We start from the raw sequence: 25,125 nt of genomic DNA, 5'->3' as shown, positions 1-25,125 counted from the left end.
CCCTTGATTTCCGTTTTACAGGACCTTGCTGAGAAAGTCCTTTGTCCTCTGATTTTTTGGATGGTCGAAAAATTCCCCCGGCGGCGCCTGCTCCAGGATGGCGCCCTCGTCCATAAACCAGACGCGGGTGGCAACCTCCCTGGCAAACCCCATCTCATGGGTCACCACCACCATGGTCATCCCCTCCTGGGCCAATTCCTTCATTACCTGCAGCACCTCGCCCACCATTTCGGGGTCCAGGGCGCTGGTGGGCTCGTCAAAGAGCATCACCTTAGGCTTCATGGCCAGAGCCCGGACGATGGCAATCCTCTGCTTCTGCCCGCCGGAGAGCTGATTGGGGTAAGCTTTGGCCTTTTCCTCCAGACCCACCCGCTTTAAAAGCCGCATGGCTTCCTCTTTAGCTTCCTGCTCGCTCATGATTCCCAGCTTCACGGGGGCCAAAGTAAGATTTCCCAGAATGGACAGGTGAGGAAACAGGTTAAAGTGCTGAAATACCATACCCAACTGGCGGCGCACCTTGTCGATGTCCGTTTTTCTGTCAGTGAGGGAAACCCCGTCGATTATGACTTCGCCGGCTGTAGGCACCTCCAAAAAATTCAGGCAGCGAAGAAAGGTGGATTTTCCGGAGCCGGAGGGTCCGATGATGACGACCTTTTCCCCCTTGTCGATATGTTCGGTAATATCGTTCAACACCCGGAGGCTGCCGAAACTCTTGGAGAGGTTCTTAACGTCGATCACCGACATTCATCCTCCTTTCCAAATGGGCAAAAAGCTTGGAAAGCCCAAGAGTGATAGCCAGGTAGATAAGCGCGACCGTTATCAGGGGAACGGACGACTCATAAGTCCGGCTGATGATGGTGCTGGACATCTTGGTCAAATCCTGCATCCCGATATAACCCGCCACCGCCGTCTCCTTGATGAGTACGATAAACTCGCTGGCATAGGTGGGAAGAGAGTTCTTAATCGCCTGGGGAAGAATGATGAAGCGCATGGCCTGGCTCCTGCTGAGGCCCAGAGAGCGCCCGGCTTCCATCTGGCCCGGGTCCACCGAGTTGATCCCCGCGCGGATGATCTCCGCCACATAGGCGCCGCTGTTGATCCCGAAGGCCAGTACGGACGCCACCAGCTTGCTGGTGTCGGGAGAACTCAGAATGACGAAGTAAACCAGCAGGAGCTGCACCACCACCGGGGTGCCACGCACCACGTCTATGTATACGTTGGCGATAAAGCGAAGGATCCGGCTGGTGGATATTTTCAAAAGGCAGAACACAATGCCTAAAACTGTCCCCAGCACGATGGCTCCGAGGGTGATCTGCAGGGAATATCCAAGCCCCTCCAGATAGAGCTTCCACCGGTCGGCATAAATCAGGCCCTGATACAGTTTTTCCGCAAAAGTCAGCGCGCAGACCGCGTATATCGACCCGATTCCCATTCCATCCCCTCTTTCCGGCAGCCCAACGGCTTTGTCCGTTCAGCCGCTTTCTTGTTTTTTGCCGGCATAAACAACGGCTCGGTACCTGCGCGCGCTACAATGCGCAGGTACCGGCCGGAACTGGTTTTTTCCGTTCTGGAATTACTTCTGCACGATGATCGCCTGGGTGGACTCGTAGTAGTCGTCGGTAAAGTCGACGTTCTGGCGGCGTTCGTCGGTAGCGGTCATGCCGGCAGCGATAAAGTCAATCTTGCCGGTTTCAAGGGCGGGGATCAGAGCGTCGAAATCCATGTCGGAGATCTCCAGGGTCACGCCGAGCTCGGCGCAGATGTATTTGGCAAGATCCACGTCAAAGCCCACGACTTCATTGGAGTCGTCCCTGTACTCGAAGGGCTCGAAAGCGGCGTTGGTTCCCATTATGAGCTTGCCGGAGGACTCGTAATCGGGGATGGCGGGAAGCTCCACATCTTCGCCGGAAATGTACTCGGAGAAGAGCAGATCATATGTGCCGTTTTCCTTGATGGTCGCAAGCGCGGCGTTGAATTTGTCCAGCAGCTCGGTATTGTCCTTGGCTATGGCGATGGCATAGGCTTCGATTTCCTCGCTGGCCGGGAAATCCAGGAGCTGGAGCTTGTCGCTGTTGGCTTCCACCAGTTTTTTAGCGGGCATTTCGTCAATAATGACACAGTCCACGCGGCCGTTGATGAGCTCCAGGGCGCAGTCGGTGGCCTTCTTAAAGCGGGTGATCTGGGCTCCCTCGATTCCTGTGGCAAGAATGTCGCCCGTGGTCCCTTCCTGTACGGCGATCTTCTTACCCTGCAGGTCCGCTGCGGAAGCAATCGTCACGGGCTTCTCGGTGGGCGCTGCGGTGGGTGTGGCAGTGGCCGACCCGCTTCCGGAAGAGCAGGAAGCGAGCAGACCCAGGCTCAGAATTCCCGCCAGTAAAAGCGCCGAAATTTTATTTGCTTTTTTCATCCTCACTATCTCCTTCTTGTTTTGAGATTTCCGTCCCTGATGAACCGTCCGGACTGCCCGGTGCCGATTTGGTCTTCCGCCGGCGGCGGGAAGTATTACAGGCTCCACCTCCCGTGGAAGTGAACCCGAGGGCATCCAAGCGAATAAAAATCCGCCCAATTCAATCGCAATCATTATACCCGATCTTCCCGGATAAAAGCAACTGTTTTGCCAACTAATTTTCCGTCCCTGCGCACCGCAAGAGCGAGAAATGCATATGCATCCGAATATGCATTTTATATCTGTTCCTCCGGGGGCATGTCCCCTCCATCCAGTTCTTTAAGGTAAAGATACAGAGGTATCAGCAAAGAGAGCTCGCCGGCAAGCTTCCCGGCAAAATCCGGGGAATAGAGCTCGTCCCCCAGCTCGCGCCAGGCCGTCATGCCGGGGTTTTTACGGTTATACCACAGCGCCAGAACTCCGGTTTTTTCTCCCTTTTTCTTCTTATACTCCTCCCCGTCCGGTACGAAGATCTTCTGCCGCTGCAAGTCCTGGGCGAGCCGCTCAAATCCCGCGGGATCGGCGTCGATGCTGGCCCGGAATTTCTCCAGGGTCGCCGGGCGGGGAGCATAGTACCCCAGTCCGTAGCAATACCCCTCGGGACTGAGCTCGAAATAAAAAACAGGCGTATCTGTCCAATCCTCCCGATCTCTTCGCAGGCTGAACCAGAGTCTGTCCTTATACGGTCCCTTTCCATGGGTTCTGCGGGCGTCCCTGTAAATGCGGGAAACATGACAGTTCAGCTGCAGCCCTTCCTGCTTTCGGGTTATATCCTCCCATACGGAAAAAGCCAGGGCCCGCATGGGAATATATAAATCTTCCTGATATTGTTTTTTGTTTTCCTCAAACCATTCCCGGTTGTTGTTGAACCGGATGCCCCAGAGAAAATCCAGGGTCTCTTTCCGAAATCCTTCAAACATCGGCATTTTATCCTTTCCTGTCCGCCCGGGCCGTTCTGTTGGCTTCACCCCGGAGTTCTTCGGCCTGCTGGGAGGTTTACATTTTTGCGCTTTTATGATATAGTATTTAAATCGCAGTGTTGATCCTCAGGGGGATATCGGCTTTCCGGAGGGATTCAATGTCGGAGTCCAATCTAACCAAATATACGCTGGCCAACTCCATCAAAGAGCTGATGAAGCGTACTCCTATTGCCAAAATTTCCGTAGGAGATATTGTAGCACACTGCGGACTGAACCGGCAAACGTTTTATTATCATTTCAAGGACAAGTACGATCTCGTCAACTGGATTTTCTACACGGAAGCCGTGGATCGAATCAAGCGTTTTTCCACAAGGGATCACTGGGTGGAGGGATTTTGCGATCTCTGCTGTCACATGCGGGAAAACAAGGAATTTTATATGAACGCGCTGAGCGCCACCGGGCAGAACTCCTTTTCCGAATACCTTCAGGATTTTTCCCGCGAGCTGTTTTTATCCATGATTAACGAACTGCGGGGCAACGCTCCGCTTTCCAAGGCGGACAGGGAGTTCATCAGCGTCTTTTATTCCGTCGCTTTCGTGGGAGTTATCTCCTACTGGGCCGAGCGGGGTATGAAGGAGAATCCGGTGGACTACATCGACAGGTTCTTAAAATTGCTGGACGGCACCATGCTGCAGCAGATTATCCATCCCTTTGAGTCTCCTCCCGCAAAATGATTTCCATTTATTTAAAAGACCGCTTGCCGGGAGAATTCTCCCACAAGCGGTCTGTCTATTGTTTTATCCCGGAATCACGCTCCGGCCGTCTCAGGATCCGAAAAACCCGGCGGGGTCAGGGCATGAAGGATCTCTTTCAACGTTTTCCCACGGGCGGAGCCCATGTCCTTTTCCTTCCAAAGGATCTTCCCCAAGGAATCAAGCCTCAGGATTCCCGTCCTGGGAGCGATCAGACCGCTGATAAATTTCGTATCCTGCTCCCATTCAAAGGCCAGAATGGTTTTCCCGTTGCCTCCGCGGATTTCGCAGCAGAATTTGTGCACCGATTCGGCGAGCTCTTCGTCTTCCTCATTTTTTAGAACATACCCGCCGAAGAGGCAATGGCAGGCAATCATCTGCTCCAGCCAAGAAACGCTGGTTGCCATCTCCACATTCTCCCGGGAATAGAGCGTATGGAAGCCAAACATGCATCGCTGGGAGTGAAGTGTAGAAAACGCCTCCTGGCATTCGCGGGACGGCGTTCCAATTTGAGGATTGACTTTTGTTCTTACGGAAACGGCTACATTCTCCACTTCTCTCACGCGCTTGGCAAAGTGCTCGTCCACAATTTCGGGCCGGACGGTGAGAAGGAAAAAGCAATCGTAATATTTCTCCGCCAACAGCAGGGCCGTATCCGCCTGCGTCTTTTCCTTGCCAGACAGTGTAAAAACGTAACTGAAGATTCCCAGCTTCCTGCCCTGTTCGATAAGGCTTTCGATCTCGCCGGTGATCAGGGCATCCGGGTCTCCCGGTTTTATCTGAAAAATAATCAGCCAAGGGATGTTGCACTCGTTCTGTTTTAGCTCCTCCCGGATTTGTTTGACTCCGTAGATGAGGCTGCTGAACCCCAGGTTGGTTCCCACCGTCTTGATAATCTTTTTATCCACATTCCGGGTCAGTTCCAAAACCATTTTGTTGTAAGGATTCTGGGGGTTGGCGAGAACATCGTTGGCCAGTACAAAGAATTTCTTCTGATTTTCCCCGCTGGCAAACTGCGTCCCCAAATCCACCAGGTTTCTCACCGCCCGCTTCGTGTCCGTTTCAATATCACTTACTGCCCTTGTGATAGCCACGCCGACAGTTGCCCGCATCATTTTATAGTGAGAATCCATACCACACCGCTCCCACCAAATAAACATTCTAATTCAATAATAAATAGTATACCTCTTTTCCCTGGAATAAAATACAGACAATTTCGCTATATTGTCTAAAAGCAAACCTCTCAATCCGGGGCTCATTTAGACAATCCCGAAAAATTGTCTAGATACGTTTTGGAGATTCAATGGTATAGTTTAGAAAGGATAATTACTAATCATTCATGGAATTTTATTACCATTGCAGCGCACAATTGTTTTGGAGGGATGGACATGGCAAATTTAACGATTAAAGAAAGGCTGGAGTCCGCCGGTTTTAAACTGGTGCTGTCTTATCTTGACAAGGATCCGGATGCTAATATTCCGAAGGTTCTGAACTGGGTGGACCGCTTTGACAGAGAAGACAATGTCAAAGTCCAGCGCGACGCATTCCGCGAGGTCATCAGCGATCCAAACAACAACATGTATAAGCTCATCAAAAAAGTTTGGACCGAAATCGACGGAGGCGTGCGGAGAAAATTCTTTGAGAACTTCATGCTCAACGCCACCGCCATCGGCGGAGGCCGGCAGAAAAAAGTCCGCGAAGAGCACGGGTGCAACTCTCCCTGGGCCATTCTTATGGATCCGACTTCCGCCTGCAACCTCAAGTGCATCGGCTGCTGGGCGGCGGAATACGGCAACAAGCTGTCCATGAGTTTCGAGACACTGGACAATATCATCGAGCAGGGCAAGCAGCTGGGCACTTTTATGTACATCTTCTCCGGAGGCGAACCTCTGGTCCGGAAGAAAGATATCATCCGGCTGTGCGAAAAGCATAACGACTGCATGTTCCTGTCTTTCACCAATGGTACTCTGATCGACGAAGCCTTTGCCAACGAGATGCTTCGGGTCAAGAACTTTGTACCGGCCATCAGCATCGAGGGCTATGAAGAAGCCACCGACTCCCGCAGAGGGGCCGGAACCTATAAGGCCGTCATCCGGGCTATGGATATCCTGAAGGAAAAGAAGCTCCCCTTCGGTATCTCCGTCTGCTACACCCGGAACAATACGGATGTTATCGGAAGCGAAGAATTCTGGGACGACATGATTGCCAAAGGAGCCCTGTTTGCCTGGTTCTTCACCTATATGCCCGTCGGCAAGGATGCGGTGCCTGACCTCATGGTCACTCCCGAGCAGCGGGAATTCATGTATTACAAGGTACGGGAATTCAGACAGACCAAGCCTATCTTTACCATCGATTTCTGGAACGACGGCGACTATATCGACGGATGCATCGCCGGCGGCCGGTACTACCTGCATATCAACGCAAACGGAGACATTGAGCCGTGCGCATTCATTCACTATTCCGATTCCAGCGTATACAACAAGACTTTGCTGGAAGCCTACAAATCTCCGTTGTTCATGCAATACAGGGCAGGTCAGCCATTCAATAAGAATCTCTATCGTCCCTGTCCGTTGCTGGATAACCCGGAAGCGCTTGCCGGCATAGTCGACCGGTCCGGCGCCAAATCCACGGACGCGGTCTCTCCCGAGGATGTGCACGTCCTGTGCGGAAAATGCACGGAAGCCGCGAAACACTGGGCTCCCGTCGCCGACAAGCTTTGGGTTGAGAAGCATCCGGATAAGCCTTTGACGAAAACGGAGGAGCCGGCGGAAGCAGTCGCCGCCTGCAAGGGATGCACAGCCTGCGGAAAATGAGCAAAGCGGCCAAACAGAGCGCCACGCCGGCTTAGCCTGAAACGCGCACAACGGGGATTGAGCAAATCCGGCCGCCGGCCGCTGTATCGGGACTTCACGGCTGAAGGAGCGACAACCGATCCCGCAGCCGCGCCTCTCAGAGGGTTCCGACGGAGGCGGCCACGTAAAAGCGAACGAACCAATATTTACGAAAGGCGTACCGCTCACGAGGGAGCGGCAACCGCGGCATTTGCCGTTAACCTCCCGCGTCCTGTGAGGTTTCCGGATGCATCTGTACGCGGAGCGAATGGAGGTTTTTATGGCAGATTTTATTATTGCTGCGGCTTCCACCGCCGACCTTCCTGCAGAATATTTCAAAGAACACGATATCCCGATGATTGAATACTCCTATACGGTGGACAGCGAGCCCTTCGAGGACGACTGCAGTGAGGAAACACGGGCATACACCTATAAGCGCATGCGGGAAGGAGCCATGACGGCAACTTCCATGATCAATACATTCGCCTACCATGATTTCTTCCAGAAGCTCATGGACACTGGCAAGAACGTCATCTTCCTGGACATGACCAAAAAGATATCCCATTCTTTCTATAACGCACAGGAAGCGGCAGTTCAGATCCAGGAGGAATATCCCAATCAGCGTTTTTATCTTATGGACACGCTGTGCGTATCCGGCGGTCTTGGAATGCTGCTGCATTACATGGTGGGTCTGCGGGACCAGGGCAAGAGCTTCGACGAGGTGATCACCTGGGGCGAGGCCAACAAGCTCAAGATCATTCACTGGTTCACCGTGGACGATCTTAAATTCCTCAAGCGCGGCGGCCGGGTTTCCAACGCCGCCGCCCTGGTGGGTTCCCTTCTTTCCATCAAGCCTGTTCTCTATGTCTCCGACGAGGGCGAGCTGGTGGCGGGCGCCAAGGTCCGGGGCAGGAGAAAGGCCCTGTTGGAAATAATCGAGCGTATGAAACAGGACTTCACGGAACCGGACGGCAAGGAAGTGTTCATCAACCACGCCGACTGCGCCGAGGACGCGGAGTTTATGCGGCAGCAGGTGCTGGAGACCTTTCCGACCATTTCCAGAATTACGGTCATGAGCCTTGGGGCCGTGGTAGGAGCCCACTGCGGACCCGGCCTCTTCACCATCTTCTATCTTGGGAACAAGCGTTACTCATAAACCGGCGGTTTTCTCAGAAACGTCAACAATCGGGCGCCACATCAAGCTATGTGCCCCTCTTACAAAATCCGAGCCTCCCCGTACGGGGAGGCTCGGATTTTATTCCATTATACTTTGCTGCATCTTCATGGGGTTTTCAGCTTGCTGACGATTTCTGTCACAAGCTGTTCCACGGTTTTTCCCTCCGCGTCGACGGTAATGTCGGCGTATTTTTCATAGAGGGGACAGCGGAGCTCATATATGCTCTCCAAGGTCTGCCCCGGCTCCGCGGCGATCCCCCTGGTTTTAATATTGTGAATGCGCAGGGCCAGGTCCGGAAGGGGCAGACGGATATAGACAACCCTGCCCAGACGCTTCAGGTGCCGCGCCGCCTCTTCCCGGCATACCGCGCTTCCCCCGGGGGCGACGATGCATCCGCGGCAGGAAAGGTTCCGGATCACTTCTTCCTCGATCTCCAAAAACCGTTTTATCCCCTGCTCATCCAGAATCCGCTGCAGCAGCTTCCCTTCCCGCTTCTGGATCATAAGATCGGTATCCACGAAGTCCATACCCAGAGTCTTTGCCAGGACCACGCCCACCGTGCTTTTACCGGAGCCCGGCATTCCAATCAACGTAATATTATCCATACCGTTTCCTTCGGTCATTCGATGTAGAAATAAATCTCATGCATATAAGTCACACCCGACAGCTCGTCGTATTGCTCCAGGCCAAAAGTGAACTCGGTAGATCCCTCCGGAACCAGGAAAACAATCTGCCCGTACAGCGGATCCTCCTGTCTGCAGTCTGAAAACTGTACGGGGCTGACGCCAAAATCCTCCAGTCCGTACAGCAGTTCCGAATTGTCCGTTCCGGGAGACAGATATCCTTCTTCCTCACACCAGAGATATGGCTCCGACAAATCCGCCTTTTCCGCGGATTCTCCCGAGCCGCCCTTTACCTCTATGTCCAGGTAAATGCACGTCTCTCCCTGGGGAAGACCCGCCAGATTATCCTCCGCCGTGATCACTCCGCCCCCGGTCACCAGAACCGAAATCCCGTGCCCGATGGAAAATTCCTCGTTGAAGGAGTGAGTCAGCCACTGAAGCCCCGCTACCGACGGCGAGGGTTCCGCTGTTTCCATGCTCCCGGCAAACTGTACCGACAGGATGGACACCATCAGTATGACGAAAACAAGCACAACGGTGAAAATGGGATTCCGCCTGGGTGCACGGCGGGGGGGAGACGGCATCTGCCGGTTTCTCCTTGCTCCGCCCAGGGGCGCTTCCTGAGAAACCGGAGCCGGTGCCACAGGCGACGCCGGCTTTCCCGAAGGGCGATGCGTACCGCCGCGGCGGGAAGGGGTCCGTTCCTCCCGCAGCCGTGTGCCGGATGGTCTGGGCGGCTGATTGTAAGCCCCGCATTTCGGGCACGTCTCTTCGGAAGGAAAATTATATTGTTTCCCGCAGCTTTCGCATTTGATTTCCGGCAATGGGCGCACCTTCCTTTCAGCTGATTTTTTGCCCGCTACACCCTAGAGTATTTCCGAACGCCGGAGTCCAGGGTGAAGACCAGATCGCCCCGGTCCAGCAGGTATTCCACAAAGGAGCGAAGGTTCCTCTCGTAGATGGCCGCCCTGAAAAGACGATTGCTGCGCATACCGAAGGCTTCCCAGGTGGTCTTGATAATCTCATCCATGCCCATGGGCCGGGTCAGCAGTTCCAGGACCTTCTGCGCCTTTCCTTCCAGATTATCCTCATTCATTTTTACCAAAGGAGCGATCTGCTCATACGTACCCTGGTGCGCCAGAAGATAGGCGTCAAACTTCAGATCGCACAGGCGGAGCATGCTCTTCAGATAGTAGGTATAGCAGTACGCCGTGGGCAGCTTGGCCGTTTCCAGCAGCGCCTCTCCAATGACGGCATCCGCAACATACAGCACGTTGTCGGGTGTGGAAATCCCCACGTGCCCCGGGGAATGACCCGGCAGATCATATATCCCGAAAGGCACGCCGCAAACCGTGACAAGCCCGTCTTCCTGGGGAAAAACGATATCGGGCCGGACGATCAAAGAGTCGAAGGATTTTACGATCTGCTTTGTGGACCAGGTGTAATAACAGCATTTCAGAGTCAGGGGGGACACGGCTATGGCAGCCTCCACCATGGGAAGTGCGATGACGGTGCCGTCCCGCTCCTGAAAGAATGTATGATTCCCCCCATGGTCAATATGAATATGACTTCCGACGATCCCTTTGACGCGGAACCCGTTTTCCTCAAAAAGAGCCACGAGGCCTTCCCTGTCCAGGGTCTTGTAGCCGGAGTCCAGAAGAATGATATCACTGCCATCCAGTCTGTAGAAGGGAATGGACTGTGTGGCCTCAATGTAATATGTGTTTCCTCTGACATGGGTAATTTTCATTGCGTATTTCCCTGCTTTCCGGGCTCACCGCCCGCTTTACTGTATTTCAGGATACCTCTGTCTATACTCAGCGTCAGATCCCCCCGGTCCAAAAGGTAATTGAGGAAGGAACGCACATCCCGCTCCAGGAGCTGGGCCCGCATGGGCCGCCAGATATTCATCTTCAAGGCGGCGCCAACCGCCGCGATGATCTCTTCCGCGGACATGGGCCCGGTCACCAGATCCCGGATCTCCCGCGTACGATCCTCCATCATGGTCAGATTCAGATCCAGAAGTTCTCTGATGTCGTCATAAACTCCGCTGTGGGCCAGAGCATACTTCTCATAGGACACGGAATACAGCTTTTTCTTGCTTTCCAGATCCGCCTCGTGGGAAAAGAAAACGGGGAGTCTGGCATTTTGCACTTCTTTTTCGCCGATCAGGGCGTCGCCGAGATACAGAACGTTGTCGGGAGTCGCTATGCCGATATGACCGGGAGAATGCCCCGGAAGCTGCAGCACCTCAAAGGGCACTCCGCAAAGCTCCTGAACGGTGTCCCCTTCTTTGATCAGTATGTCCGTGGGCCCCACCATATCTCCCAGCTCCGGGGGGACCTGCCGCGGAGAGAGCATGTAATAATATGCCTTCAGCATCAGAGGCGAGGAAGTGAGGGCCGCCTCCGTGAGGGGCATTGCGATGACGGCGCCGTCCTTTTCCTTGAAATAAACGTTGTTTCCGTTGTGGTCGATGTGGGCATGCGTGTTCATGATGCCGACAACCCGGCGGTCCAAACGGCGGAGCAGCTCCGACAGTCCCTTCCGGTCCAGGCTTCCCCAGCCGGAGTCCAGCAGGATGATTTCCCCTTTCCCCGGTAAAAAGCAGGGGATGGTTTCTGTGGCGTCAATCCAATAGGTGTTTCCCTTAATCTGATGCAAATCCATCGGTTTCTTCACTTTCTGTCTGTTGTATGACCGGCGGCCGGACGCTCCGCATAAGTCAATAGACATTATAATACATTTCCCGGGAAATTCAAAGCGCTTTCCCCTTCTTCCTTCTATTTCCGCCTCCGTCCGCCGGGGAGGAAGCGATTTTTTCCTCTGTCCAAGGTCGCATCAGATGAACCGTGTATGTTTTTATGCAAAAATGAATGAACCGGGGCGGGCATTCATGCCCGCCCCGGTTCATTTCAGGCGGGATTCTTTCCATTCCGCCGGTTCATCATTTGTGACTTATCTTTCGCTACCCTTAACCGGGATTACGCCGCGTCGCCGGAGTTGCCGTAGGGGATCGAGGAACCCCAGATGCCTCCGCTCCGGCTCCCGTAGCCGGAGCTGCCGGAGGTAGTTGAGCTGCTGGTGGACGTCTCAGGTTTTTCCTCGTCGAAGGTCAGCTGAAGCTGCAGGCTGGAACCGCCGCGGTAAACCGTCAGCGTCACGGTATCCCCCGCCTTGTGCGCTTTCTTTGCTGAAATCAGGTCGGAGAGGGAGGTAATCTGCGTATCGTCCATGGCGGTGATGATATCCCCGGACTTAAGCCCCGCTTTTTCCGCACAGCTTCCGCTTTCCACCGTGTAGACATAGGCGCCTTCCACCATATTGTACTGCTTGGCCGTATCCGCGCTCATGGTCGTGGCGGTGATGCCCATGGTCGGCTTGCCGGTCACATATCCGTTTTCCATGATCTCGGTAACCAGAGAGACAACGTCGTTGATGGGGATTGCAAAGCCGATTCCCTCAATATCGGTATCGGAATATTTGGCGGAAACAATGCCCACAACCTCGCCATAACTGTTAAACAGAGGCCCGCCGGAGTTGCCGGGGTTGACGGCGGCGTCGATCTGCAGCATGTCATAGGGGGTACCGTCTATGTTGATTTCCCTATCAAGGGCGCTGACGATACCCGCCGTCATGGTATAGGTCAGCTCGCCCAGAGGGTTGCCGATGGCCGCCACGGACTCGCCCACGCTGAGGGTGTCGGAGTTTCCAATGACCACCGGCGTAAGGCCGGTTGCATCCACTTTCAGAACCGCGATATCCGCGTCCGAATCATATCCCACTACCGTAGCTTTGTAGCTGCTGCCGTCATACAGGGTGACCGTTACGGAGGTGGCGTCCTCGATCACGTGGTGGTTGGTGACGATATATCCGTCCGCGGTGATGATGAAGCCGCTGCCCGAAGAGGCGATGGACGTCGTCTGCCCAAAGACGTTGGTAGCGCTGCTTTCCGTAGAAATGCCCACGGTGGAGCCTGCATATTTGGCATAGATCTGAGCGTCGGTGAGCTCCTGCCCGGCTGTCACCGATTCGGTATCCACCTGGGTGACCTCCCGGGAGCTCTTCACAATCTCCGTAACGTTCCCGCCGCGGGCCAGCGTGACCCCGATTCCTCCGCCGGCGCCGCCCAGCAGGATACAGACCAGGCAAAGGGCAATCAGTTTGACGGGTCCTTTCCGCTTTTTCTTTCCGGAGGACACAGGTTCGTTCCCGCTTGGCTGATCGGCCTGTCCGGACTGTTCGGAAAATTCGGAGATCCATTTATTCTCATACAGATTGTCACCGTTATAATTGTACTGCATAATTCTTCCTCCATCCGATAGGATTTTTTCCTAGGTTTTCTTTATCTTAACCTTGAATTATGTATATAATGTGAAGTATTTTCAAATTATATTTTAACATTTTATTTTCCGGTTCTCCGCCGGCGGACTTTAGTCCCCGCACATAAAAACCGCGCGGAGCCTGCAGCTCCGCACGGTTTAAATCCTTATAACAATTTCCTGTCAGCTCAGATAGGACAGCGGGTTTACGGGGGTCCCATTGATGCGTATCTCAAAGTGGCAGTGGCTTCCGGTACTCCTTCCGGTGCTTCCCATTTTGGCGATCTTCTGGCCCTGATACACCTTGTCTCCCACCGAAACCAGAAGCTTGCTGCAGTGGCCGTACCGGGTCTCCACACCGTTTCCATGGCTGATGATTACCAGATATCCGTAGTCCCCTCTCCAGCCGGCAAAGGTCACGGTTCCGCCGTCGGAAGCGTAAATGGATGTTCCGGTGGAATTTGCTATATCGACGCCCTCATGGAACCGGTATACCCCAAGAACCGTCCGATATCCGAACTTCGAAGTGAGCGTCCCGCTGGTAGGCCAGCGGAAGTTCCCTGTCGGCGCCGTCTTGGGTCTTGCTTTTGTTCCCACGGCAACCACCTGTGTCTGGGGCTCGGCAAGAGTCTTGGAGGAGAGAATGTCACGGGACTGTTCCGTGCCGTTGATCATGGTGACATTTGCCGTCACCTGGGCTTGTCCCTCCACACCTTTGGTGATTATCTTGGAATCGCCCACATACAGGGAGGAGTCCTCCACTTTTTCCACTTCAAAGGGCACTGCTTCCGTATAGGTCACCTGATCGACGGTCTTTACCGAGATGGTGGGGATCGCCTGGCTCACAACCAGTTCCGCACCAATCTGGAGCTTTTCCGGTTCAATGCCGGGGTTTATGGCATCCAGCTGCGACAGGCTCATATTGTGGTTGTATGCAATTCCGGACAGGGTATCGCCGGCCTGTACGGTATAGGTGACCTGCCCGACCTCGTTACTGTCCAGAACGTCGCGGATGGCATCCGGATCCTGGGCTATATCGGACGCGGCGTAATCATATCCGATGCTGATGCTCTGCACAAAATTCGCGGAGATGGTATCAGCGGTACGGTATTGGTCCATCATCTCATTGAGCAGCGCATTCAGGGTATCCCTGGACTGGGAGGCTCCTACCGCTTTCCCGTCCACCGTTATCACATAGGCCTTCATCACTTCGCCCACACGATCGAACAGAAGGCTCTTGAGTTCCTGGGCGCTGAGCACGTCTCCCCGGGGAGTCAGAGTAAATTCATAGCTCACCGCAGGAGAAAAGTAGTAGTTATACCCCAGAATCTCCGTCGCCTGAGCCTCCACATCGTCCAAAACCGTTACAAAGTCCGACTGGCTGCTCACGGCTCCTATGGGAACACCGTCCAGCTTGACCTCCAGGCTTACCTGGAACAAGACGGACAGTACAAGAACCGATCCGACGGCGGAAACAATCAGCAGATAGTTTAGGCGGCTGGGTTTATATTGTACCATGACAGCCGCCGCCGCGTGATACCGGTGACTGATTCGGCGCCCTGTCCGGATGGCCTCCACCTGCAGGAGATCCAGGGCCAGTATCCAAAGGCTAGCCAAAAACAGCTGCATCCTTCTCAGACTTTGTCTGAGTTGCGCTTTTTCTTTTCCCACATCCGGCGCAAAACCCGGTAGCGTTACAGAAACCGTCCCGCGGCGCGGCGCGCGCAGTACTTCGTCCATACACATCCCCCAATCTTTTGCCGGCGGTGATTCCCGCCGGCGTATTAGAGATGTTTGCTCATTTGTATCACATTATTTACAGATCATAAAAAAATAATTACAAATTGTAACAGGATTATGATACACCTGCTCTCCGGTTAAGTCAACTGCAAACTGTCCAAAATACTTTCGTCATTCCGCCGAATTTTCTGAATACAAGAAGTTGGCAGTTTTCTTCGGAAGCCGGCTGCGGAATGCCTGCGGCATGCGGACGAAAAACTGGAGCGTCTGTCCGCCGGGTCAAAACCCGAAAAAAAACGGTCCTTCCTCCGCGGAAAAGACCGTTTTTTCGTGATATTGCCAAATCAAAGGGCCGGCAGGATGGTATACTCTTACTTCAAAGCGGCCGTCACGATGGCCATTTTATAGACTTCTTCGGCATTGCAGCCCCTGGAAAGATCGTTGATGGGGGCGTTGAGTCCCTGAAGAATCGGGCCGATGGCCTCGAAGCCGCCAAGTCTCTGGGCGATCTTATATCCGATGTTTCCGGCGTCGATGTCCGGGAAGACAAAGGTATTGGCATGACCGGCAACAGGAGAAGAGGGCGCCTTCGTCTTGGCTACGGTGGGAGAAAAGGCGGCGTCGAACTGCAGCTCGCCGTCCACCGGGAAATCCAGATGCATGGCCTTGAGCTTTTCCGCGGCGTTATGCACCTTGGTGACCGAGTCTCCCTTGCCGGAGCCCATGGTGCTGTATGAGAGCATGGCCACTTTGGGATCGATGGCAAACACCCTTGCGGTTCTGGCGGTCTCCACGGCGATTTCCACCAGTTCGTCCTCCGTGGGATCGATGTTGATGGCGCAGTCGGCCATGGCGTACCGCTCGTCGCCCTTGTCAGTGGGGCGGATCATAATGAAGCAGCTGGAGACGATCTTGTTGCCGGGCTTTGTTTTTACCAGCTGAAGGGCCGGCCGCACGGTGTCGGCGGTGGAATAAGTGGCGCCGCCCAGCAGGCCGTCCACATAGCCCATCTGAACCAGCAGGGTCCCGAAATAGTTGGATTTGGAAAGCGCCTCGCGGCAGGCGGCGGCATCCATTTTTCCGTTCCGGAGCTCCACCATCTTGGAAATCATCTTGTCAATACCCGAATAGTTCAGAGGATCGATGATCTCAATGCCGTCTACGGGCCAGCCGCAAGCCTTAGAGGCCTTTTTCACCTCATCGGGGTTTCCCAAGAGAACCGGTTCCAGAATTCCTTCTTTATACAGACGGCTGGCAGCCTCCAGAATCCGGGGATCCGGACCTTCGGTAAACACAAGCCTTCTCTTATTGGCCTTCAGCAGCGCGACCATTTCGTCAAACATGGAATTTCCCTCCGTTTTCCTGAATTTTTTTACCATACCGATTATACAACCGGTCCGATTTCGGCGCAAGTCATATTGCATGAAATCTTGTATTTTTTGATATAATCAGCCCCGGATCGGTTTGTTTACCGCAATTTCCGGCCGCGGAAGGAGCAAATCACGCGGTAGAGATTCCCCTCACTTCCTTCCGCCGATACCTTTTATAATGCCACTATTGCGTCAAAATTTCTTGCGGAAGTCTCAAATTCTATTTACAGGCTATACACGATCGAATATACTATACTCAGCGTTATATCTTTCTTCTTGTTCAGAAGCTGCGATTTTTCAATTCGAGGTGAGGCACTTGAATACCAGTTTCTCAAGAACACTCTCTCTTCTCAGGCAGGAGAGGGGGATCAGCCAGCGGGCGGCAGCCGGGGATCTGGAAATCTCTCAGGCGCTGTTGTCACATTATGAAAACGGGATTCGGGAGCCGGGCCTTGCTTTTGTGCTCAAAGCCTGCGACTATTACGGCGTATCTTCCGATTATCTTCTGGGGCGGACCCTGTCCCGGGACGGAACCACCATTGCCGCCGAGGAGCTGTATGATTACAGCACCGAAAAGGATAATGTGCTCCACGGAAGCATTCTTGCCACATTAAATAAAAAGCTTCTGGTCAACTCGACCTGCGTCATTTTTGACCTGCTTTCCTCCACCGGTAACCGGGAAGCCATCCTGGAGGCGTCCGCGTTTCTGGAAACGGCAATCTATAAGCTGTTCCGGGACATCTACCGGGCGGGAGGCAACCGCCCCGAGGGGTACTTCTCCATCGTATCCGACACCGTCAGCAGCAGCGCCGCCGACGGGGACATGCTTATGTCGGAAGCCCGCTTTATCCAGCTGCTGGCCCGTTCCGCCCGGGGCGAGAGCGGCGTCGGCGAGATCCCTCCGGTGAGCAACGACGCCCTGGCCCGCAGCCATCCCGTCATGTTCCAGTCTCTTTTACAGGTTCTCCACTCCACCGATGAGCGCGTTGCAAAGGCAATCGATAAATAGCCGAAAACAGCAAAATCCGAAACCATTCTGCCATGAGGTGCGTCACATTGACAGACCAGAATAAAATCCGAAATTTTTCCATTATCGCCCATATCGACCACGGCAAGTCCACCCTGGCCGACCGTCTGCTGGAGCGCTGCAACGCTGTGGCCGCCCGGGAGATGGAGAATCAGATCCTGGACAACATGGAGCTGGAACGGGAACGGGGCATTACCATCAAAGCCCGGGCCGTCCGGCTGGGTTACACCGCCGGGGACGGAGAAACCTATGTCCTTAACCTCATCGACACCCCGGGTCATGTGGATTTCAATTACGAAGTATCCCGCTCCCTGGCAGCGTGCGAGGGAGCGATTCTGGTGGTGGACGCCGCCCAGGGGATTGAGGCACAGACCCTTGCCAACACTTATCTCGCGCTGGATCACAACCTGGAGGTTCTGCCGGTCATCAACAAGATCGATCTGCCCAGCGCCAATCCCCGGAAGGTAAAACATGAAATCGAGAACGTCATCGGCATCCCCGCCATGGACGCGCCCGAGGTGTCGGCCAAGATGGGAATCGGGATCGAGGCCGTGCTGGAGCTCATTGTGGCCGGCGTTCCGGCGCCAAAGGGGGACTCCAAAGCGCCGCTGCGGGCGCTTATTTTCGACAGCCAGTACGACAGCTACCGGGGAGTCATCGTCTTCGTCCGGGTGATGGACGGAGAACTGCGCCCCCATATGAACATCCGGATGATGGCCTCCGGCGCGGAGTACGACGTGGTGGAGACAGGGTATCTCCATCCCAAGGGGATGGTCCCCTGCGAGAGCCTGAGCGCCGGCGAGGTGGGCTATTTCACCGCCAGCATCAAGAATGTGAAGGATACCCGGGTGGGAGACACGGTGACCGGCGCGGAGCGTCCCGCCTCGGCTCCCCTGGCCGGATACCGGAAGGTTCAGCCCATGGTCTTTTCGGGACTGTATCCGGCGGACAGCGCCCGATATCCCGACCTCAGGGACGCACTGGAGAAGCTCCAACTCAACGACGCGTCTCTGGTCTATGAACCGGAGAGTTCCATCGCCCTGGGCTTCGGCTTCCGCTGCGGTTTTCTGGGGCTGCTGCATATGGAGATCATCCAGGAGCGGCTGGAACGGGAATACAACCTGGACCTCATCACCACGGCGCCCAGCGTCATCTACCGCGTGAAAAAGACCAATGGGGAAATGCTGGTGATCGACAATCCGCTGAATTTTCCGAATCCCGGGGAGATTGAGTATATGGAGGAGCCGTTTGTGAAGGCCGCCATCATCACGCCGCCGGAATACGTGGGGAACATCATGGACCTCTGCCAGGAACGGCGGGGGGAATACAAGGACATGAAATACCTGGACACCGACCGGGTGGAGCTGCACTATCAGCTTCCCCTGGGGGAGATCATCTATGATTTCTTCGACGCCCTCAAATCCCGGACACGGGGGTATGCGTCGCTGGACTACGAGCTTTCGGGATACCGGCAGTCGGACCTTGTGAAGCTGGACATCCTTTTAAACGGAGAACCTGTGGACGCCCTGTCCTTCATCGTGCACGCGGACAAAGCTTACGCCCGCGGGAGGCGAATCGCGGAAAAGCTGAAGGAGAACATCCCGCGGCAGCTCTTCGAGGTGCCCGTGCAGGCGGCCATCGGTTCCAAGGTCATCGCCAGGGAGACCATCAAGGCGGTGCGCAAGGACGTGCTGGCCAAGTGCTACGGGGGCGACATCACCCGAAAGAAAAAGCTCCTGGAGAAGCAGAAGGAAGGAAAAAAACGCATGCGGAACCTGGGCTCGGTCTCGGTCCCCCAGGAGGCGTTCATGGCGGTTTTAAAACTGGACGAATAGAAACACCGTTCTTTTCATTATTATGCATCAACAGCACCGGACCGGCTGCCGCCGGTCCGGTGTTTTGCCGATTTTTGGCCGGATTCCGCCGATTGTGCGGAAATGCCTTGCGCCCAGTGCCGTTTCGTGTTATCGTAATCCGAAACAGCATATACTAGCAGGAATGCTTAATCGGAGATGGATTTTCATGCGCACAAGGAAAATCACTTACTCGGCCATTGCCGCGGCGATCGTGTTTCTCGTAACCTGGATCGTGAAACTTCCGGTCCCGGGAACCTCGGGAGCCTATCTCAATTTCGGCGACGTGGTCATCACCATGACGGCCTTCCTTCTGGGAGGACCCGCCGCGGCTGCCTCGGCGGCGGTGGGCAGCTGCCTTGCGGATATCGCCGTGGGCTCCGCGGTCTACGCCGTCCCCACCTTCTTTATAAAGGGACTCATGGCTCTGGCCTGCGGGGCGGTCTCCCGGAAAAAAACCGCAAGAGGCTATATTCTCTCCGGCTTTGTGGGCGGCGCCATTATGACGGCCGGATACGGACTGTTTGAAATCTTTTTTTTCGGAACGGCCTACGCCGCCGTGTCCCTTCCCTTCAACCTGATCCAATGGTTCGCCGGCGCAGCGGCCGCGGCGGTGCTTCTGCCGGCCGTACGGCGGCTGGAAAAGGGAATCTCTTTATAATACAGCGATCTTCCGGCTTTGATGCCGGAGGAAAGATTCACAGCGGGCGCACACCGGCGCCCCGAACGTACAGGCGGGTTTTTCCGGGCGCCGGCGGGCGACTATCGCGGTTGCTCGGATAAAGGGCAGTCTCAAACGGTATGAATGTTTGAGACTGCTTTTTTTATTGGATCTTCAGATTTGCGTGGGAACAGGGCGTTCTCCGCGAGCTCTCCAAACCCTGCGGAAATGCTCAGCGAAAAAAAAAGCGCCCGCATGCGCGCTTATATAAATTTAAAAACCTAAAAATGAACAACAGGGCCGCCCCAAGATGCAACCGAGATCCTGAGACGGTCCCTGCTTTTTCTGTCCCGGCAACGATCTTGGGGATGAAATCGCCTCTAAACCCTCAAAAATCAAAGCGCTTGACGGATAAATGGGCAACCCAAAGGGTTTCAATGGATGGCCTGATGCGTATGATTGGATGACAATCAAAATGGAATTGGATGTTGTGAAACTACGGAATGCACAAATACAATGATAATATGAAAGAATGAGTGCCGTAAATTGCACAAGCCCGGATAAGCGCGATGCCCCGCCGTCCGGGTTCCCGCCGGGGGAAAGGATGGCCACGATGGAACGGAATGAGAAGGGCGGCATGAAGCTGATCGTAGGGCACTACGGCAGCGGAAAGACCGAGTTTGCTCTCAACTACGCTCTGGAGAAGGCTTCCGAGGGAAAACGGGTCCTCCTGGCCGACCTGGATATCGTCAATCCTTTTTACCGGTCCCGGAACAAATCGGAATTTCTGGAGGAACGGGGCGTCACCGTGGTGGGCAGCAGCCTGGAAAACGGCGTTTGGGCGGATATTCCCGCTCTATCGCCCAGAATCTTCGCCCTGTTTGACGAAACCTTCGGGGAACGCCTCGCGGACGTGGGGGGAGACCCTGCGGGGGCCAGGGTGCTGGGGCGGCTTCACGAAAAATTGGATGGCCACCAATATGAAATGTGGATGGTCGTAAACGCAAACCGGCCCGAGACCGGGACGGCGGACCAGGTGATCCGATTGCTGAAGGAAATCGAGGCGGTCAGCAGGCTGAAGGTGAGCGGTCTCGTCAGCAACACCCACATGGGCGATGAGACAACCTGGGAGGATGTTCTGGCCGGAAACAGGCTCTGCCGCGAGGTGAGCGGTTCGACCGGCCTTCCCGTTCGGTACACCTGTATTTCTGAAACCCTGGCGGGGCAAAAGCCGGAGGGTTTGGAAGGCAGGGTGTTTGTCATGAGGCGGCTGCTGCGGGATATTTGGTCACAGGGAGGCGAAAACCATGTCTAAAAATACGGTGGAAATCCGCTCGGAATGGTGCAAAAGCTGCGGGCTGTGCGTAAAAGCCTGCCCGAAGGGCGTTCTGGGCATCGACGAGTCCGTTCTCAACGCCAAGGGGTATTCCCCCGCCGCGGTGCTGCACCCGGAAGCGTGCGTCGGCTGCGGAAACTGCGCCCTCATGTGCCCCGATTCCGCGATACGGATAACCAGGGATTGAGGCGGGCCAGGTTCGGATCCCCCCGCCTTGGTACGGGCGGTAAAATTTGAATTGTCCGCACAACGGATGACCTGCTTTTTCATGGTCACTTTGTGCTTTACCTTAAGGGGAAAGGAATGGTCATAAAAATGGGCAAGGTACTGATGAAAGGAAACGAAGCGATCGGGAGCGCCGCCATCCGCGCGGGCTGCCGGTACTTTTTCGGATATCCCATCACCCCCCAAAACGAAGTGCCGGAATATATGTCCAGGCATCTGCCGGAGGTGGGGGGCGTATTTGTTCAGGCGGAGAGCGAGATCGCCGCCATCAACATGGTATATGGAGCCGCAGGCGCCGGCGGAAGAGTCATGACCTCCTCCTCCAGCCCCGGCATCGCCCTCAAGCAGGAGGGAATCTCTTACCTGGCCGGCGCCCGGCTTCCCTGCGTCATCGTCAACGTCATGCGTGGAGGACCCGGCCTGGGAGGGATCCAGCCCGCCCAGTCGGATTATTTTCAGGCCACCCGCGGCGGAGGAAACGGGGACTACAGAATCATCGTTGAGGCGCCCTCCACCCTTCAGGAAGCGGTGGATCTGATGCAGGAATCCTTTGATTTGGCGGATCGCTACCGGATCCCCGTCATGCTGCTGTGCGACGGAATGATCGGACAGATGATGGAACCGGTGGAGCTGCGGGAGGCAGACCGCCGCCCTCCTGTGGAAAAGCCCTGGGCCACCGTCGGAACCGGGGGAAAACGGAAACCGAATATTATAACCTCCCTGTACTTAAATCCCGCGGAGCTGGAGGAACTCAACCTGCTCCTGGCGGCACAGTACAGAGAGATCACAGAAAGAGAGACCCGCGTGGAAAGCATCGGACTGGAAGGTGCCCGGGTGGTGGTGGCGGCCTACGGGACAACCGCCAGAATCGTGAGGGAGGCAGTCGATCTCTGCACGGCAAAGGGCATCCCCGTGGGGCTCATCCGGCCCATCACCCTCTGGCCGTATCCTTACGCGGAGTTCGATAAGATCGGAAAGGACTGTTTGGGGGTCCTCTGCGTGGAAATGAGCATGGGCCAGATGCTCGACGACGTGAAGATCGCCGCAAACGGACGGTGGCCCGTGCATTTCTACGGACGCACCGGGGGCGTTGTTCCGGATCCCCGGGATATCGCCCGGGAGATTGAAGTCATTGCGGGGAGGCGGCCGGTATGAAGGTGATTTACGATAAATCCCCGGGGCTTACCGATTCGGCGCTTCACTACTGCCCCGGCTGCACCCACGGAATCATCCATAAGCTGATCGCCGAGGCGCTGGTGGACCTGGACGTGCTGGGGAGCGCCATAGGCGTGGCCCCCGTGGGGTGCAGTGTCTTCGCATATCAGTATTTCAACTGCGACATGCAGGAGGCGGCCCACGGAAGAGCTCCCGCCGTGGCCACAGGTATCAAGCGCGTGCACCCGGAGGCAGCCGTCTTCACCTACCAGGGCGACGGGGACCTGGCGGCCATCGGTACGGCCGAGGTGGTCCACGCCGCCGTCCGGGGAGAGAAGATCACCACCATATTCGTGAACAACGCCATCTACGGCATGACGGGAGGCCAGATGGCCCCCACCACCCTCGTGGGACAGAAGGCCACCACGGCTCCCTTCGGCCGGACGGAGGCACTTCACGGAAAACCCCTTCGCGTGTCGGAGCTTCTGGCCACGGTGGACGGAGCAAAATTTGTGGAGCGGGTATCCCTGCACGATCCCGCCCATGTGAGGCGGGCGGGAAGGGCAATCCGGGAGGCGTTTGAATGCCAGATTCGGGGCGAGGGCTTTTCCTTTGTGGAGGTTCTGTCCACCTGCCCCACCAACTGGGGCCTGACCCCGGCAGAAGCTCTCCACTGGCTGGAGGAAAACATGATCCCCTATTATTCCCTTGGAAAATTTCGAACACCGGAAGGAGGAAGTAAAAATGACTGAAAAGGTGATTATCGCCGGCTTCGGGGGCCAGGGCGTGATGCTCTCGGGTATGCTTCTGGCTCAGGCGGGGCTTCTGCGGAAACGGGAGGTTACCTGGCTGCCTTCCTACGGGCCGGAAATGCGGGGCGGTACGGCAAACTGTCATGTCACCGTTTCCTCCCGACCCATCGCTTCCCCCGTCATTTTAGCACCCGACTGCGCCATCGTCATGAACCTGCCGTCCTTTGATAAATATGAGCGCCAGGTTGTACCCGGCGGCTTGTTCCTGGTGAATTCGTCTTTGGTGACCAAACGTTCCGGGAGAAAGGATTTCCGGGTGGTCCCCGTCCCCGTAAACGAGCTGGCTCAGGAGCTGGGAAACGCGAAAACGGCGAACATGGTGATGCTGGGGGCCTATGCCGGAGTCTCCGGCGCGCTGGACAGGGAACTTTTTATAAAAGCTCTGGAAGTGATCGGCGGGAAAAAGGATCATCTGCTTATCGACGCGAACGTAAGAGCCTTCGACTGCGGAATGGAATACGTGACAGGCGGCTACTGCGGGGAAATCGGCGCTTAGGCGCTCCTATCCAGATCATTTAAAGCAAAAAAACCGGATCGAAAGGCCGTCCGCATGTCGTTTCTAGAATACTATTTTTCTATCAGGGCAGTTGTCGAAGCACAGTTCTTTTTTGACGTCGCAGGCAGAAGGTTTTAGAAGACTTTCTGAGCCGCTGAGACCGGTTTTTAGAAAGCCGGTCGTGGGATTAGAATGGAGTGCCTGTTTTTTTGAACTGTCCGGGCGGTTCATCCTGCCGGCGGCCGGGTTTTTCCGGAGGCGCATCTGACACCGAGCCCTCCCGTGAGAATCCAAGGGGCCGGGGCCTCTTGGCGCACCTTTTTCGGCCACTTTTCCCGGCGCGGCGGATTGTCAATAGAAGTGCAACAGTGTCAAAGGGAAGGGGGAGTGAAGGATTCGGCGGGAGTAAGCCAATGGAGGCTTTTTCGGGGACGATTGTTGAGCAAAGACATCGCCTGGGCAACCTGCTGGGGGGAGACGTCTGTAAAATTGGTTCCTTTCGGGAAAAATTCACGGACCAGGCCGTTTAAGTTCTCCACGCTTCCTTTCTGCCATGGGCTGGAGGGATTGCAGAAGTACATGGGCAGACCCAGTTCTTTCTCCACTCTGGGATAACAATGGAATTCTCCGCCCTGGTCGGGGGTAAAGGACCGGCAGGGGAAAGATTCAATTACGCTGGCCAATACCCGAAAAACGTGGTTATGACTGCGGCATCGCTCCAGAAGGGTCAAAATACAGAACCTGCTTTTTCGGTCGCACATGGTAAGAAGCCCCGCCAGGCTCTCCCTGCTGCTGGATACGATGGTATCCAGTTCCCAGTCTCCTATCCGCTCCCTGCGCCAGATCTCCCGGCCCCGCTGCCGTAGAGTGCGGATCCCCAGAAATTTTCCCCGGTGTTCTCCGTGGCGGTGTCCTTCATGCCGCAGATGGATCATAGCCGCCTGGGCCAGTTGGTTATTATGAAGCCAACGGTAGATCGTCGTGTGGGATACGCGCATTCCCGGGTCCTCCGGGTAGTCCAGCCGGATTCTCCCGGAAACCTGTTCGGGGGACCAGGTCAACAGCAATTTCTCCTGTACGTACCCGTATAGCCGGGCATCCAGGTATTTTCCGCCCCTTGGCCGATGCTTTCTGGCTTGATACATCTTTTGTGCATTGACGGGCCGATAGAGCGGCGAATGTCTGTACCATGTGATGTTTCGCTTCAGTTCCCGGCTGACCGTGCCCGGACTTCGCCTTAGTGCCGCGGCCATACGGCGGATACTTTCTTTATTCCGCCACATCCGAAATAGCTTTTTCCGTTCTTCCGGTGTAAGATGGTGGTAGCTCATATGGGTCGCCGCCTTTCAGTAGTGGTCTTTTCAACTCCTACTGTATCC

At 55.3% G+C, this 25,125-nt stretch carries 24 protein-coding genes; 11 read left to right on the top strand and 13 right to left on the bottom strand.

Annotated features, from left to right (window positions below; all coding sequences use genetic code 11):
* Nucleotides 1-15: 15 nt before the first annotated feature.
* The 4 genes from B9A13_RS13035 to B9A13_RS13020 all read right to left on the bottom strand — a co-directional run bounded on the left by B9A13_RS13035 (nt 16) and on the right by B9A13_RS13020 (nt 3,372).
* Nucleotides 16-738 (bottom strand): amino acid ABC transporter ATP-binding protein, encoded by a 723-nt coding sequence (locus tag B9A13_RS13035; protein WP_084235633.1) that lies wholly within the window; start codon nt 736-738, stop codon nt 16-18.
* Nucleotides 725-1,432: an amino acid ABC transporter permease gene (locus B9A13_RS13030; RefSeq protein WP_084235599.1), complete on the bottom strand. Its 708-nt coding sequence runs from the start codon at nt 1,430-1,432 to the stop codon at nt 725-727. The genes B9A13_RS13035 and B9A13_RS13030 overlap by 14 nt, the downstream gene beginning before the upstream one ends.
* A 141-nt stretch (nt 1,433-1,573) precedes the next feature.
* A complete protein-coding gene (locus tag B9A13_RS13025) occupies nt 1,574-2,407 on the bottom strand; it encodes a transporter substrate-binding domain-containing protein (RefSeq protein WP_084235598.1) in 834 nt (277 codons plus the stop codon).
* Between the two features lie 275 nt (nt 2,408-2,682).
* Complete coding sequence (locus B9A13_RS13020; RefSeq protein WP_084235597.1) at nt 2,683-3,372, bottom strand: DUF2461 domain-containing protein; 690 nt, start codon at nt 3,370-3,372, stop codon at nt 2,683-2,685.
* 152 nt (nt 3,373-3,524) lie between these two features.
* Here B9A13_RS13020 and dhaS point away from each other — a divergent pair, with 152 nt between their 5' ends.
* Complete coding sequence (gene dhaS, locus B9A13_RS13015; RefSeq protein WP_084235596.1) at nt 3,525-4,100, top strand: dihydroxyacetone kinase transcriptional activator DhaS; 576 nt, start codon at nt 3,525-3,527, stop codon at nt 4,098-4,100.
* Between the two features lie 74 nt (nt 4,101-4,174).
* Here dhaS and B9A13_RS13010 read toward each other — a convergent pair whose 3' ends face one another.
* The gene (locus B9A13_RS13010) at nt 4,175-5,251 is read right to left on the bottom strand and encodes a hypothetical protein (RefSeq protein ID WP_084235595.1); all 1,077 of its coding nucleotides are present in this window, start codon (nt 5,249-5,251) and stop codon (nt 4,175-4,177) included.
* A gap of 255 nt (nt 5,252-5,506) precedes the next feature.
* On the opposite strand from B9A13_RS13010, the gene B9A13_RS13005 reads away from it, so the two are divergent.
* The gene (locus B9A13_RS13005) at nt 5,507-6,931 is read left to right on the top strand and encodes a radical SAM protein (RefSeq protein ID WP_084235594.1); all 1,425 of its coding nucleotides are present in this window, start codon (nt 5,507-5,509) and stop codon (nt 6,929-6,931) included.
* A gap of 298 nt (nt 6,932-7,229) precedes the next feature.
* Entirely contained in the window at nt 7,230-8,105 is an 876-nt protein-coding gene (locus tag B9A13_RS13000) for a DegV family protein (protein ID WP_159448143.1), read from the top strand.
* Between the two features lie 125 nt (nt 8,106-8,230).
* On the opposite strand, the gene B9A13_RS12995 is transcribed toward B9A13_RS13000, so the two are convergent.
* From B9A13_RS12995 to pta, 7 genes are all read right to left on the bottom strand, one after another.
* Nucleotides 8,231-8,731 carry a shikimate kinase gene (locus B9A13_RS12995; protein WP_084235592.1) on the bottom strand — a complete coding sequence of 167 codons (501 nt, stop codon included), beginning with the start codon at nt 8,729-8,731 and terminating at the stop codon, nt 8,231-8,233.
* 14 nt (nt 8,732-8,745) lie between these two features.
* Nucleotides 8,746-9,333, bottom strand: coding sequence for a hypothetical protein (locus B9A13_RS12990; protein ID WP_143807030.1), 588 nt, complete (start codon nt 9,331-9,333; stop codon nt 8,746-8,748).
* A 275-nt stretch (nt 9,334-9,608) separates the two neighbouring features.
* On the bottom strand, nt 9,609-10,499 hold the full coding sequence (locus B9A13_RS12985) for an MBL fold metallo-hydrolase (protein WP_084235590.1): 891 nt from the start codon (nt 10,497-10,499) through the stop codon (nt 9,609-9,611).
* Nucleotides 10,496-11,419 carry an MBL fold metallo-hydrolase gene (locus B9A13_RS12980; RefSeq protein WP_159448142.1) on the bottom strand — a complete coding sequence of 308 codons (924 nt, stop codon included), beginning with the start codon at nt 11,417-11,419 and terminating at the stop codon, nt 10,496-10,498. Before B9A13_RS12980 ends, B9A13_RS12985 begins: the two co-directional genes overlap by 4 nt.
* Nucleotides 11,420-11,733: 314 nt before the next feature.
* On the bottom strand, nt 11,734-13,053 hold the full coding sequence (locus B9A13_RS12975) for a S1C family serine protease (RefSeq protein WP_084235588.1): 1,320 nt from the start codon (nt 13,051-13,053) through the stop codon (nt 11,734-11,736).
* 201 nt (nt 13,054-13,254) lie between these two features.
* Entirely contained in the window at nt 13,255-14,688 is a 1,434-nt protein-coding gene (locus B9A13_RS12970) for a M23 family metallopeptidase (protein ID WP_159448141.1), read from the bottom strand.
* A 494-nt stretch (nt 14,689-15,182) separates the two neighbouring features.
* Nucleotides 15,183-16,154: a phosphate acetyltransferase gene (gene pta / locus B9A13_RS12965; RefSeq protein ID WP_084235632.1), complete on the bottom strand. Its 972-nt coding sequence runs from the start codon at nt 16,152-16,154 to the stop codon at nt 15,183-15,185.
* Nucleotides 16,155-16,488: 334 nt separating this feature from the next.
* Here pta and B9A13_RS12960 point away from each other — a divergent pair, with 334 nt between their 5' ends.
* From B9A13_RS12960 to B9A13_RS12925, 8 genes are all read left to right on the top strand, one after another.
* A complete protein-coding gene (locus tag B9A13_RS12960) occupies nt 16,489-17,190 on the top strand; it encodes a helix-turn-helix domain-containing protein (protein ID WP_242942867.1) in 702 nt (233 codons plus the stop codon).
* Between the two features lie 47 nt (nt 17,191-17,237).
* The gene (gene lepA / locus B9A13_RS12955) at nt 17,238-19,043 is read left to right on the top strand and encodes a translation elongation factor 4 (RefSeq protein WP_084235585.1); all 1,806 of its coding nucleotides are present in this window, start codon (nt 17,238-17,240) and stop codon (nt 19,041-19,043) included.
* A gap of 187 nt (nt 19,044-19,230) precedes the next feature.
* Complete coding sequence (locus B9A13_RS12950) at nt 19,231-19,722, top strand: ECF transporter S component (RefSeq protein ID WP_159448140.1); 492 nt, start codon at nt 19,231-19,233, stop codon at nt 19,720-19,722.
* Nucleotides 19,723-20,335: 613 nt separating this feature from the next.
* A complete protein-coding gene (locus tag B9A13_RS12945; RefSeq protein WP_143807027.1) occupies nt 20,336-21,037 on the top strand; it encodes an ATP-binding protein in 702 nt (233 codons plus the stop codon).
* Complete coding sequence (locus B9A13_RS12940; protein WP_084235582.1) at nt 21,030-21,245, top strand: 4Fe-4S dicluster domain-containing protein; 216 nt, start codon at nt 21,030-21,032, stop codon at nt 21,243-21,245. The genes B9A13_RS12945 and B9A13_RS12940 overlap by 8 nt, the downstream gene beginning before the upstream one ends.
* Nucleotides 21,246-21,373: 128 nt before the next feature.
* Nucleotides 21,374-22,438, top strand: coding sequence for a 3-methyl-2-oxobutanoate dehydrogenase subunit VorB (locus B9A13_RS12935; RefSeq protein WP_084235631.1), 1,065 nt, complete (start codon nt 21,374-21,376; stop codon nt 22,436-22,438).
* A complete protein-coding gene (locus B9A13_RS12930) occupies nt 22,435-23,190 on the top strand; it encodes a thiamine pyrophosphate-dependent enzyme (RefSeq protein ID WP_084235581.1) in 756 nt (251 codons plus the stop codon). Before B9A13_RS12935 ends, B9A13_RS12930 begins: the two co-directional genes overlap by 4 nt.
* The gene (locus B9A13_RS12925) at nt 23,183-23,746 is read left to right on the top strand and encodes a 2-oxoacid:acceptor oxidoreductase family protein (RefSeq protein ID WP_084235580.1); all 564 of its coding nucleotides are present in this window, start codon (nt 23,183-23,185) and stop codon (nt 23,744-23,746) included. Before B9A13_RS12930 ends, B9A13_RS12925 begins: the two co-directional genes overlap by 8 nt.
* A gap of 371 nt (nt 23,747-24,117) precedes the next feature.
* Here B9A13_RS12925 and B9A13_RS12915 read toward each other — a convergent pair whose 3' ends face one another.
* Nucleotides 24,118-25,077 (bottom strand): IS30 family transposase, encoded by a 960-nt coding sequence (locus tag B9A13_RS12915; protein WP_084235578.1) that lies wholly within the window; start codon nt 25,075-25,077, stop codon nt 24,118-24,120.
* Between the last annotated feature and the right edge of the window lie 48 nt (nt 25,078-25,125).

It is taken from the genome of Papillibacter cinnamivorans DSM 12816 (assembly GCF_900176335.1).
Classification (GTDB): domain Bacteria; phylum Bacillota; class Clostridia; order Oscillospirales; family Oscillospiraceae; genus Papillibacter; species Papillibacter cinnamivorans.
This window is presented reverse-complemented; position numbering and strand designations above follow the sequence as displayed.

Excerpts from the sequence above, each read along its gene's own strand:
- B9A13_RS13005 (WP_084235594.1), top strand. The coding sequence starts at position 5,507 with ATGGCAAATTTAACGATTAAAGAAAGGCTGGAGTCCGCCGGTTTTAAA.
- B9A13_RS12995 (WP_084235592.1), bottom strand. The coding sequence starts at position 8,731 with ATGGATAATATTACGTTGATTGGAATGCCGGGCTCCGGTAAAAGCACG.
- B9A13_RS12925 (WP_084235580.1), top strand. The coding sequence starts at position 23,183 with ATGACTGAAAAGGTGATTATCGCCGGCTTCGGGGGCCAGGGCGTGATG.
- dhaS (WP_084235596.1), top strand. The coding sequence starts at position 3,525 with ATGTCGGAGTCCAATCTAACCAAATATACGCTGGCCAACTCCATCAAA.
- B9A13_RS12990 (WP_143807030.1), bottom strand. The coding sequence starts at position 9,333 with ATGCCGTCTCCCCCCCGCCGTGCACCCAGGCGGAATCCCATTTTCACC.
- B9A13_RS12945 (WP_143807027.1), top strand. The coding sequence starts at position 20,336 with ATGGAACGGAATGAGAAGGGCGGCATGAAGCTGATCGTAGGGCACTAC.
- B9A13_RS13000 (WP_159448143.1), top strand. The coding sequence starts at position 7,230 with ATGGCAGATTTTATTATTGCTGCGGCTTCCACCGCCGACCTTCCTGCA.
- B9A13_RS12935 (WP_084235631.1), top strand. The coding sequence starts at position 21,374 with ATGGGCAAGGTACTGATGAAAGGAAACGAAGCGATCGGGAGCGCCGCC.
- B9A13_RS12930 (WP_084235581.1), top strand. The coding sequence starts at position 22,435 with ATGAAGGTGATTTACGATAAATCCCCGGGGCTTACCGATTCGGCGCTT.
- B9A13_RS12980 (WP_159448142.1), bottom strand. The coding sequence starts at position 11,419 with ATGGATTTGCATCAGATTAAGGGAAACACCTATTGGATTGACGCCACA.
- B9A13_RS12975 (WP_084235588.1), bottom strand. The coding sequence starts at position 13,053 with ATGCAGTACAATTATAACGGTGACAATCTGTATGAGAATAAATGGATC.
- B9A13_RS12940 (WP_084235582.1), top strand. The coding sequence starts at position 21,030 with ATGTCTAAAAATACGGTGGAAATCCGCTCGGAATGGTGCAAAAGCTGC.
- pta (WP_084235632.1), bottom strand. The coding sequence starts at position 16,154 with ATGTTTGACGAAATGGTCGCGCTGCTGAAGGCCAATAAGAGAAGGCTT.
- B9A13_RS13020 (WP_084235597.1), bottom strand. The coding sequence starts at position 3,372 with ATGCCGATGTTTGAAGGATTTCGGAAAGAGACCCTGGATTTTCTCTGG.
- B9A13_RS12950 (WP_159448140.1), top strand. The coding sequence starts at position 19,231 with ATGCGCACAAGGAAAATCACTTACTCGGCCATTGCCGCGGCGATCGTG.
- B9A13_RS12915 (WP_084235578.1), bottom strand. The coding sequence starts at position 25,077 with ATGAGCTACCACCATCTTACACCGGAAGAACGGAAAAAGCTATTTCGG.
- B9A13_RS13030 (WP_084235599.1), bottom strand. The coding sequence starts at position 1,432 with ATGGGAATCGGGTCGATATACGCGGTCTGCGCGCTGACTTTTGCGGAA.
- B9A13_RS13010 (WP_084235595.1), bottom strand. The coding sequence starts at position 5,251 with ATGGATTCTCACTATAAAATGATGCGGGCAACTGTCGGCGTGGCTATC.
- B9A13_RS13025 (WP_084235598.1), bottom strand. The coding sequence starts at position 2,407 with ATGAAAAAAGCAAATAAAATTTCGGCGCTTTTACTGGCGGGAATTCTG.
- B9A13_RS12985 (WP_084235590.1), bottom strand. The coding sequence starts at position 10,499 with ATGAAAATTACCCATGTCAGAGGAAACACATATTACATTGAGGCCACA.